This window comes from Rurimicrobium arvi (assembly GCF_039540495.1).
Taxonomy (GTDB): domain Bacteria; phylum Bacteroidota; class Bacteroidia; order Chitinophagales; family Chitinophagaceae; genus Rurimicrobium; species Rurimicrobium arvi.
This window is the reverse complement of sequence record NZ_BAABEZ010000022.1, coordinates 1,129,517-1,141,667: the sequence shown is the minus strand read 5'-3', so window position 1 is coordinate 1,141,667 and position 12,151 is coordinate 1,129,517. Positions and strand designations below refer to the sequence as shown.

At 43.7% G+C, this 12,151-nt stretch carries 5 protein-coding genes; 3 read left to right on the top strand and 2 right to left on the bottom strand.

Annotated elements, in window-relative coordinates:
- Position 1 precedes the first annotated feature (1 nt).
- Positions 2–418, bottom strand: a complete 417-nt coding sequence (locus ABD846_RS11735) for a DinB/UmuC family translesion DNA polymerase (RefSeq protein ID WP_344827106.1) — start codon at positions 416–418, stop codon at positions 2–4.
- Between the two features lie 65 nt (positions 419–483).
- The gene (locus ABD846_RS11730) at positions 484–1,140 is read right to left on the bottom strand and encodes a DNA polymerase Y family protein (RefSeq protein ID WP_344827103.1); all 657 of its coding nucleotides are present in this window, start codon (positions 1,138–1,140) and stop codon (positions 484–486) included.
- Positions 1,141–1,471: 331 nt separating this feature from the next.
- Between ABD846_RS11730 and ABD846_RS11725 the strand changes: the two genes are divergently transcribed.
- From ABD846_RS11725 to ABD846_RS11715, 3 genes are all read left to right on the top strand, one after another.
- On the top strand, positions 1,472–1,873 hold the full coding sequence (locus ABD846_RS11725) for a hypothetical protein (RefSeq protein ID WP_344827101.1): 402 nt from the start codon (positions 1,472–1,474) through the stop codon (positions 1,871–1,873).
- 25 nt (positions 1,874–1,898) lie between these two features.
- A complete protein-coding gene (locus ABD846_RS11720) occupies positions 1,899–5,789 on the top strand; it encodes an nSTAND3 domain-containing NTPase (RefSeq protein ID WP_344827098.1) in 3,891 nt (1,296 codons plus the stop codon).
- Positions 5,790–6,751: 962 nt separating this feature from the next.
- Entirely contained in the window at positions 6,752–12,151 is a 5,400-nt protein-coding gene (locus tag ABD846_RS11715) for a T9SS type A sorting domain-containing protein (protein WP_344827095.1), read from the top strand.

Here is a 12,151-nt window from a genome sequence, read left to right as displayed (position 1 = left end):
TTTAAAGGCTAACACCACGCATGATTTTTTCAAGGCCGAAACGGAGCCGGATGTGATCCATTGCTGTAGCCAGTGAGAGGTCTCTTTGTTTGTCATCAAAGAGGTCGATCTGGTAACTACCCCCGATTAGCCCGCTGAACCGGACACCAATCAGGCGGATAAGCATACGGCGGCTGTATAGTTTCTCAAAGAGCTGTAAACAGAGTTCGGATAAAATGCGCTCCGAGCTGGTATAAGCAATCTTTACCTGTTTTGTATGAGTGTCGTGATTGCTGTATTTTATTTTAAGCGTGAGACAAGACGTTAGTTTCTGGTCTTTACGCAGCTCAAAGGCCAATTCGTCGATCATAGTGAGCATGACCTTGCGTAGTAATTGTATATCTATAGTATCCTGTTCAAAAGTCTGCTCTTTGCTCATGCTTTTTTGTTCTGAGTAGGGTACTACAGGGCTTTCATCCAGGGCATTCGCCTTCCTCCAGATTGTTACCCATTTTCTCCCAGCGCCTGCTGCATGGTTTCCACTTCCATTTGCTGAATGGTGTAAATTTTAGAGACACCCATATTGCGCAGCAGCATATAGGTCTTCTCTCCGACCATCGGGATTTTGCGAATAGATAAAGGTGCCAGGAAGGGCTTTTCGTCGCCGGTAGGCACCTGCTTTTTGCCGCAGGGCTTTGCTGTGCCGGTAGCGATCTTAGAGACCGTTTTATTTATTGAAAGACTGAAAGAAATAGGCAGGCCGGTTTCTCGGATAATGCGGCTCCGGAGTTCTTGGGTCCATTTCCAGCAACCGAAGTAGCGATCCAATCCGGTTATATCTAGGTAGTGTTCGTCAATAGAGGCTTTTTCCACCAATGGTGCAGCTTCCTGAATGATTTCGGTCACTATGTTGGAATATTTGCTGTATTGTTCATAGTCACCTCGCACCAGAATGGCTTCCGGGCATAGCTGGCGGGCAAGGCGCATAGGCATGGCACTGTGAATGCCATAACGCCGCGCCTCATAAGAACAGGAGGCAACTACGCCACGATCTGAACTGCCGCCGATCAATACTGGCTTTCCAACGAGGCTGCTGTTTTGCAGCCGCTCAACGGATACAAAAAACGTATCCAAGTCACAATGCACGATATGGCGTTCCATCCTATTGATTTTAAAATGCTGAAAGCTATTTTTGATATTTTTAGCATCAAATATTTGCTATCAATAGTAACAAACCAATATTGCAGAACAAAATTTTTTTTGCTCAGTTTTTGCTAAGTTCCTCAGAAACAGGAAGAAAATAAATCAGGAATATCTTTCGCTAAATGATTATTAAAATCACACAAGCTGCAAGAAAAAGCATGCGGAGAAAATAACGAAAATGAGAAATGAAGTTCACGTATTCTTATGAACTGTGTATAATGATAATGGTGACTGTTAAGAAAAAATATAAATTGTTCTATCTTGTATTGTTATAACCTTATGGCTGTGTATGCTAACTGAAACTGATGTTATAGAGAAGCTTTCCGAATATTTCATTCAGCTGGATTATCAAATAATCCAAAAACTCACCCTAAGACAAAAGGGAATTGACATTATCGCTAAAGATGTCGAGGGGACTTTTATTTATATAGAAGCTAAGGGCGAAACCAGTGGCACTAAAAATACTAAACGCTTCGGAAGACCATTCAACGGCAACCAAATATGGTCGCATGTGAGTGTTGCACTTTTAAAGTCTTTGACAACAATCAATGAGCAATACGGAAAGGAAATTAGGGCCGGTATGGCGTTTCCCGAAAATCATAGGCACTTACTTGAAAGAATTAAACCTTCTTTAGAAAAGTTAGAATTGACAGTTTACTTAGTTAGTGAATCAGGCGTTTCAATTCTTTAGTAATCTTACTTCCATAAATACTATTATGTCTGTCACTAAAAATGGCCCCACAGGTTACGATTATCAATACCTGGTAAGCTTATATATGATTTTGTTATTCTCAAAAACGAAAGCAATTGATGAAATCTATATCGATAAACTTGATCGTGAAGATTTAGCGTTGTCGCTTGTAAATCCCAAAACAGGTTTAAAAGAAAACTTTGAATTCGAGTGCAAAAACAAATTGTCTCCATTAGATAAGAACTACTTTATAGAGTGCGTTACAAAGTTCACTGCCAAGCGAGACGACGAATATATTTTATCAAAAATCACATCTAATCAGCTCCAAAGATTCTATTTGATTACCTCAGCGAGAGCAGAAGCATTTGCAGAGGAATACCGAATAATCTTGAACAATTCCAAATTCGAGAAACCCTCATATGCGAATCAAATTGCTCAAAAGGTTGCGAAAGAATTCAAGGAAAGTATACTCAAGCGAGTTAAGGATGGCAAAGCAAAGAAGGACGCTTTCATAATAAACCATTTATCCGGTTTAACTATTCAGGAGATCATCAACCTAATGGATAAAATTTTCATTGCAGATCAACTGGATGAAAAATTTATCTATCAGCGTGTCTCTGATTTACTGACTTTATTCCAAATCACGGTGGTATCCCATTTTATTGCAATTGAGGAATTAACTGGCGTGATAAAAAGTAACCGGACAAATGGTGTTAATATCCTTGGAGAGATAAATAGAGTATTACTTTCTTATCGATCAAGACCACCTGCACAGAATACAACTTATATACCAACTGGAGAAGAGAATGATTTGTACAACCTGCTCAAAAAGGACAAATTATTGCTATTGACAGGAATCACTCTATGTGGCAAAACTCAAATGGCCTATTACATAGTCAATCGTTTAATCGAGGAGTGGCCTTCAATTAACTACCGGCCAGCGCTTAATATCAGAGAGGCAGAACAGTTCCTGTTTGACTATGCAACCGAGGCACGTGTTTGCTATCTAGAAGATCCTTTTGGGCAATATCCTGACCAAATAGATTCGACCGCATACAAACAATTTGAAAATCTTGTAAGCGGATTAAAAGGCTATCCGGATAGATATTTGATCTGTACCTCTAACGATGTTATTGTTAACAAAATAAAAGGAGCATACTTGCGAGGTTACATCTGGCATGATCAAACTATATTAAATCGATCCTTTTTACACAAGGTGTGGAGACAACTATGCAAAGCCGTACCGAATATTTCTTTGGATAATCAGAAGTTAATAAACAAAGCGATTGAAGATCTTCCCGATTCAGACATACTTCAACCTGGTCAACTTGTTCATCTTGCAAAAGATAGCGGGAACATCGTTGCAAAAACGGTAGATGAAATAAAACACTTTGCAACATTTAAGGCAATCGATATTACTAACCGGATTTTATCCGATGAGACCACTGTTTTTTTGATGCAAATTTTTGGCATTGGTGTGTCAACTCAAAGAGGCCTTATGAACGCTGACCTGGATTACATTTTAGATGTTACAAAGGACTACCTGCCGGGCATAAATCAAAACCTTACAAGGTCTATCGGTAGTAGCCTATTCGGATCTAATTCGATCCCGAAATATAAAATCAGGGAATATGAACAACCCGAAGCACTTAATAAAGAAGCTCGGCAGACTCTTTCTAAAGTGATAGATATAGGGTATATCAATTTTACTGGCACTGAATATGTGTTTAGTCATCCGATTTACCAGGAAGGGGCAAGAAATTTACTTAATGGTAAAAATCCTATAAGGTTCGATGCTGCATTAAACGCATTCGGGAAATTGATAGGATGTTTGAATGCTAGTGTTGCATTGCAAGCGGTAAAAAATCTATATCTTTTGATTCGCAATTGTGTTAATCCGAAACAACACCAACGAGTGGTTCAGTTGGGAATATTAGCGAGTCAATCAACATTTGTATCAGTAAGAGACAACAGTATTATTTTCTTGGTTAATAATTATGCATATCTCAATGATGCACAAAGGGAACAATTAAAAGTGCAATTTGAGAATCGTATAGACTTTGGCACAGAAAATTATTATTGGCAAGACGGTATAGCATTTATACCGGATACGGAAAGTATTGAAACAACATGGAATAGATCAATATACTTTGAAAATAAAGAGGCATTAACTCTTTGGGCGGAATATCAAGTCAAAATGGAATTACCCAATGCCTATCAGGCCTTTGGCTTAATGAAAGCTCTAATAAAGGCAACAAAGGGTAAGAAAAAGCGGATATCATACGATATCCAAGCGTTAAAACCCTTCTTAAAATTTGATGAAGCTTCCATAAGAGAACGCGCAGCATTCTTAATTGCAGCGAGTATCACAGATAAGACTGTCGACGAATTAACAAGCATTTATTTTGAGAACGACCCCTATGTGAAATTTCAGCTTATAAAAGGTTTATTCCGGTCATGGCCATACATAAAAGACAATACCCAAAGGAACTACCTATTAGCTTTTATGTTGAAAGCCTTCGACGAGCCGTTTGTTGTTTTAAGCGCAGTTCAATTATTTACGCAGTTTGCTTCTGGCCATGCTCACGCAGCGTTTGATTGGATGTATGATATAGAGAATTCTGTTGAAAGAAAAATGTGGTATTTGTGGGGGGAACTAATGATTGTTCTTTTTAAACATTTGCCATCAGACGTTCATATTAACACTGGTCGGTTTGGTGGGGCGCTATATGAGGCAAAAGTGAATATAGGAACTAAAGTTAAAATAATGCATGCCTATCTTGACTGGCTTCCAGGTCATCTTGAGGGTAAAAATTACAATACAAACTTATCTGACACCCTCCATCAGTTTATCTACCAGAACTTTAATGAAATTTCCAAGCAAAAAAGGTTAGTGCTCATTAAGCGACTTTTTAAAATCGAAATACCTATTTTTCAAGCAAGAACTATAAGATTATTTGTTTGCAATTGGACAAGTCTTTCACTCCAAGAACAAAATTATATTATCAAACAAATTCCGGGATTGCCTGAGATCACTAAAATTGTAGCCTACACGTCTGAGGATTGTCCAATAGAAATTCAAAAAGCATGCTTCAATGTAATTAGTAATGATAAATCTGTTGAAGAATTGATTGAAATATTATCGGAAGAATTAATCCTGAAAATTCTTACGTCTCTTTATTTGTATTATCCGACTAAAGATATGGAGGGAAAAGATTTTGAAAGTTGGAATCCGGTTTTAAAACATTATATCGGCAAAACGAACAGCGAAGGATTCAAATTAGCATTTTTGGTTTTTACAGAAGACATTATTACCTGGAGAACGCACCGAAATGGCCTTTGGTGTCACCCCAAGCAAATCATCCGACATATAGCCAATGAAGTTGATAAAAACTATATTGACATTGTTTTCGATATACTTTTGCTACATCTGGTCGGGTATCATCGTTCTGAAGCCGGCATTTACCTGTGCTTCTTTGTAAAAATGATACCGGACGTCCATCACGAAAGGCTTGCAGAAAAATTAGCCTGTTACATTGAAGCTATCTCGTATCATGGAAATATAACAGGAATACCAATAGAGCTTTTTTCACTTGGAATTAAGGATAAAATTCATGTAGACAAGATGATTATTTTTATGCTAGACTCCAATCCTTTTGTCAGAGACAACGATGATAATTGGCAAATAGCTTTCATTAAAATTGTCATGATGTTCATCGAACACAAAGAGGTTCGTACCCACCAGGCGTTAATGTTGTTTTCCGACTGGGCCAAAAGCAATTCTTCATTATTTGAGCAGACGCAGCTTGATTTGATTAAAAGATATGAGAGCGAATTTGCAGAGGTTGTCGGAATACAGGAAGTTGAATTTAGTGATATAGTTGAGGATTTTTTTAGGCCATATATTGTTGAATAAATTTTTAAAAAGTGAATTACCCCTATAAGTACAAATTAATTTATGGTTGGTCTTTTGTATTAGTATATTACCTTTTCACTGCATTCTCCCCTTAAATTCTTTACATACATGCTACACAGCTTTTTTTGTTTGCGGCGTAAATACATTGTACCCGCATGTGAAAAATAGACTTGCAATATGCAAAGTCGTTGTTATTGGATATACCTCAATTTGAACTGAAGTCATGTAGCAAAAAAGCGCAACAGCGCCGGGAAGCGTTTATCAGAGTTGGGGAGCTAGTTATAAATCGTTAATCAACGATTTAAAGCAACTACACCATATGATATAGTCAGACGAAATTGTCTGAGGCTTGGTCACCACAGCTAATTATAATCCGTTAAAAGGTCAAAATATGCCGTTGGTCGCGTAAAAACGGTGTTTTACAAAAAAGACAAACATCTGATGTTTGCTCAAGCTACTTTTATACTGCTAGAGGTTTTTCGTTCTGATTAAAGGCAAAGCAATTAACGGGAAGAGATTATGAGTTATTTTCGCTCAATAAAGAAACAAAAATCAGATTGTAGAAAATATTAGCGTTTAGCGATTATACAACACTGCCGGTAAAAGTTCGAAAATTAAGTACGCAGTCAGGTATAAAGCTTAACGCCCGCGCAGGTAGCGTGGGTGTTAGCTGTACTTGCGTACGAGGGCTTCGAACCCCTTACCGGCGAGTATGAGTGAAGCCCATGCTACCTGATTGTTTTAAGGCGGCAGCGGCCACGAGGCAGATAGGGAGTAAACAATATTGTTCATCCTTTAAAATGCTTGCACCTATGCAACCGATATTTTCCGCGCGCGGCGGAGCCGTTCGCTACTTGAAGCGACGGTAGTATTGCTTTCTGTTCGGCCTAAATAGGCGTTCCCTTCCTTTCTTATAACCCTTCAATTTCCCCTTTCTAATGAGAAAGCTTTTACTCCTTCCTATGCTGCTTCTGACAGCATGGATTTGCCGTGCGCAAGACAGTCTGCAACATGGCTTTTGCGGACTGAACAGGCCGGGACAGGACAGTCTAACCGTTACTGCTCCTTTTACCGGTGCGACGGCGGCCTTAACTGCCCCTGGAGCTTTTCCTGCATCCGCCATTGACACCTGTGGTAAATTTATCCTGTATTATGAAGACAGGAGAACCGGTGCTCCCGCAGGGGGCTTTTCCGATACGGGCGGTATCGGGCTTGCGAGGCGTAATACGATGTGCGCAGTATTCAGTTATGTTCAGTCCGTATTTGATTTTAGCGGACTGAATACAGCTGCTGGCGAATACATCCGAATACACGTCGATACTTCCTACAGCAAGTCCTATACTTTTTCATCAAGCTATTGGGCCTCAACCCTCGGAAATGCAACACCCTTCTTTCCTTCGTCTTCCCTCGTAGCCGGGGCTTATGAAAACGGCTTCGTGCACCGCTTCGTCACCAGCGGCACAGACCCGAACCCAGGGGATTACCATGCTAATATGCGAATGAACTTCAGGGCTTTTAAGCCTGAGATGTTTGATTTTTCACGCAGGCTGTCACCTCCCTCCTCCATGGAACCTTCATTTAATAATGGAACTGGTATGCCCACACCCATGCAGTATGACCTGTATTCGGAATTGCTGCATTTTGTGAGCCACCTGCTCGGCTGGTTTTCCTGGCAGGATGTGGGCGGAGCGCATGGTGTATCTTCCACTCGCCTGCCCGTTTCGTTTTACGACACATCCCTGCATATAATCCCAGACCCTATGGTGACTCTTTCGCCCTTCGATTCGATCAGACATCTGATCGGGTTCGTAAAGCCTCCAACAGGTAAGATGTATTTTGCTGTAGGGAACGGCAAGCGCCCCCCGCACAACTTCTTTGTCTATAACACAGACAATGCCGCTACTACCACCGACTATTCCCATGTAGTCTGGGGCATATATAGCTTATACCATAGATTGACCCCCGGAGACTACCAACCGTCGGTAATGTACTCCTGGATCAGGGAAGGAAATAGCATCCGTACTTATTCCAAGCAGGACATAGAAACCTTCCGGGATATTATCCGGTTGCCTTTAAACCCAACTTTCAGCGCTGCTTCCACTACACTGCTCACCAACAATATCCCCTGGAGTAAGCGCATGAACTCGGATGCATACAGGGCTATTTTTCCGGACTCTTCAGTATCTGAGTTGCTGCCAGCGGATTACACGCTGAAAAACGATTCGGGCGCAACGCTCACGATTAACCTCGGCTTGGACACCACACTTATGGATGAAGACGGCGACACTTTATCTGTGTACCCCGGTTCGCTGGTCAACTTCCGCGGCTGCGGTAATCCTGGCAACAACCACGACCTGGTGGTGCTTAGCAACAGTAACCGTACTATTACCTTTTCTCCCCGGCACAACTTTTACGGACGGGCACATTTTGGTTTTAACCTCTACGACGGTAAAGAAAAAGGGGGATTTGTGGTCTATACCATCAATGTAACAAAAGGGAATAATGTGTCTGCGCCAAAAGGCAGCAATATGATTCTCAACGGCGACTTTGAAGCAGGAACCGAAGTGAAGACGCTCACCGACAGCCTTGTCAACAACACGTTTATCAATGGGCCTATGTTATATGCGCTCATCGGGCGTCTGAATGGAACCCATTTGTCGGACGGCTATCCGTACATCTGCAAGTCTAACTATGCCTACGGCACCTGCATCCGCGGCAGCTACCATGAAAATTCGGATGGTGTGCTGCCCGCCTTCGGCATGGCTCCTTCCTCTTTTCCCTGGACATGGCCCGGTTCCAGCTTCTACATCTGGCCTTTCGCGCTTAAATCGGACGGCCTTCCGGACGCCAAGGTAATGCCTTCCGGCAGCAACAACCGCTATCAGCCTTTGGGTGCGGAAGGTCTGTTAATTCAACTGGCCGATACACTCAAACAATGCAAGCGTTATGTGATTGAATTTGATGCGATACGTACTTATAAACCAGGTTCTACTGTATCCGGCGGTTATACCTACCCGGTAAAAGACTCTCTTACGCTCGGCTTTACCAACACATCGCTGGTTGATGGGTTGCTGAGTACTCCCTGGCCGGGAGGTTCAAAGAGCTTCCGCACCGATTCAATCAGCACTTCCGGTTGGCAGCATTTTAAATTCAGCTTCGGTTATTGTGGCAGCGAAACTATTGATATGTTACAGTTGCGTATTGCCGGAGCTAAGGCTACGAACGAATGTATTGCCACGACTGCGATAGACAATCTTTCCCTTACGGAAGTAGACCTTGCAAACGTGGTGAAGATCACAGATTCGGCTACCGGTGGCTGCAAGTCTTACCTGCTGGCCGGTCCTCCGTCTACCGGATGCCCTTCGATGACGTATGAATGGAAGAATGCTTCGGGAACGGTAGTGAGCACCAATCGTGTACTGCCTGTGATCACCTGGGACACGACTTTCTACTCCGTATCGGTAAGCGATGGCTGTTCCAGCGCAAAGGATACATTCCGCGTCGTACCGTGTAGTTGCTCTCCGGCAAAAGTATTTAAAACAAGCAGTTATACGCCGCTGTCCGGCAGTATTTCGGGCAGTCTGGCTCCCGGATATTACCACGCCCGCGGCGACCTGAGCATGAGCAGCTCGCTTACCTTCGACAATGTGCAGATGCTGATGGAGCCGGGTGTAAAGATCAGTGTAGTCGGCAATGCGGTGCTCACGCTGGACAGCAGTCACCTATTTGTATGTCCCGATACCAGCAAGCTCTGGAAAGGCATAGACCTGACCAGCGGCGGTGGCTATTCCGGACGCATTACGGTGAAAAGCCACAGCCTGATAGAAGATGCAGATACAGCCATCCGTGCGGTGAACCCAATTACACCCGCTTCCGGCTATATGGTGAGCATCGACAGCGCGGTGTTCAACCGTAACGTAGTGAGCCTGCTGATGGATAATTATACCGCCGTTACCAGCGATACCACTTATCCGGTGCTGGTACAGAATGCAGCCTTTGTGAGCCGCAAGTTTACCAAAACGGGCAGCACTTACCCGTTGAGCTGGCCGGACTATTACAGCCTGCGTGCGCCGATCAGCAATGGAGCTAAACCTCCGTTTGCGGTACACAACGACTATGATCCGGTGTGGACGAAGAATGGAAAGTCTGCCGTGGCGGGCATCATGCTACGTGGCATAGGTACTTATTCAGGCAGCAAATACTATCGTATACGCGTTGGTAATGTCGGCGGAACTATAGACAGCTTCCGGGCGAACCTGTTTGATAATACCAGTGCAGGTATCTATGCTGAGAGGACAAACCTGGTGAGCTGGAACAACTATTTCATCAATATGCAGCAACCTGATCTTCCTGCGACGGGAGGTATTCCACCTCCTCCTAAAATCTACATGGGCTGCGGCATTTACGCAGCAGCAGGAGGCAGCGGGCAGTACCTGTTGTCTGTGGTTCAGCCACCGATAAATACCAATGCACCCAATAAGTTCTTCGATTGTATTACCGGTATACAGGCATCGGATTTTTACGATACGTACATTCAACGATGCAGGATAGCCAGCAGTAACAATGCCACAAACACCCCGGCCTTTTATGGCGTCAACATTACCAATCTCAAAAATCTTTATGGTAATGTGGTAATTAGCGATAACGTGATGGGGAATATTCCTACTGCCATTTTCTTACGGCCGAATAAGCCGAACGCGAATCGCTCCACACATATTGAACTAAACACGCTAAGCGCTACGCACCCCTGGATGAGTGGAGGCAGCACCTCCGGCCAGTACATGCAGCAGGCAATCAGCGTACAGGGCATGTCTAGCGCAACTTCATCTACCCCTGCTGATACGGCGGTTATTGCCAACAATAACCTGAGCGGTGTATATAACGGCATAGAGGTGACCGGTATGGCTGCCATCCGTGCTTTGGTGGAAAACAACACGATCAGTATGAGGTTGAACGGCACAGCGAAGGCGCAATACGGTATCTACATAGGCAGTACACAAAAGGGTACCGTCCAGAACAACATCCTAAGCGGTGACGGCAGCACGAAAAGTAGCGATAAGATAAGGGCAGTATTTGCAGCCTTCAATACCGACCTGCGGGTGTGCGTGAACAGCACGACCAATATAGGCCGTGGATTTGACTTTGGACTTACACGCCCCCAGACCGGCATACGCTGGTATGGCAACAGTATGAGCAATGGTGTTTACGGTTTTATTCTAGGTAGTGATGTCGGTAACCTGAATTCTGAGATCGACTTTATGACGCATGTACCACCTCTAGGCTACGGAGCCGGACTGAATACATGGAGTGGATATACAGGAGGAACAAGCTTTGAGACATTTGGAGAAAACTTAAGGGATACACGACTGTCCAAGCTTTATTTCAGATCAAGTTATGCAACGGAAACACCTTCACATAACTCTGGATCTCCCGTCGTACCACCATACATATTTTACTCCTCTAGCTTAATGGCTACGGATTACACTTCAAGCTGTCTAGGCAGCAGCCATTTTCCAAGTCGTTACTACCCATTGTCCCGTCTTCGTTCGGTTGGGCCAAGCCTGGCTATGTTGGTATTGGCGGATAGCCTGGGTTACGGACAGGACGGTAAACCGGCACAGTGGATGGCACAGCTATCACTGTATGAAGCGGGGCTGATCGACCCAAGCCTTTCGGACAGCTTTCCCACCTTTGCCACGTTTATGACCCAAGCAGCAGGTAGCCGTTTCGGTTGGGTGACTTCTGTGCAACAGGCATTAGCGGATGGTGACGTGGAAACGGCAGCAGACCTGATCAGCTACCAACCTTCGGCTACAGGCTTTATACCGGTAGATACAGACGTTTCAATCAGTGATTATACTGAAGCCGATACGGTAGTGGACAACTATGCATCCTACTTCAACTATTACCTGTCCTACCTTACCGGAACATTTACCGACACGGCAGGCTTGCAGCTGCTCGCGCTCAAATGTCCGTCAGTGGATGGGGCAGCGGTATTTATGGCGCGTACCCTGTTGGGGATCGTAAACGGTGTGCATGTAGTGTATGACGACGATGGCTGTAACCGGAGCAGCGCCAGCAGCTTTTACCGTATCGCGGACAACCAGGAGGTAAAAGGATCTGCAGCCTATAGCCTGTACCCGAACCCAAACACTGGCAGCTTTAGCCTGGTTCAGTATGTGCCCAATGCGGAGACGGTACCGGTAAAAGTGTACAATGCTCTGGGTATGGTTGTTTACACATCAAATCTTACCTTTAATAATGGGAGGAGCGATATTCGTCTGACGAATGCAGTTCCTGGCGTATACCTGGTTTGTATCGGTAACGGTCAGAGTACCTGTTTACGTTTTGTAGTTCATTAA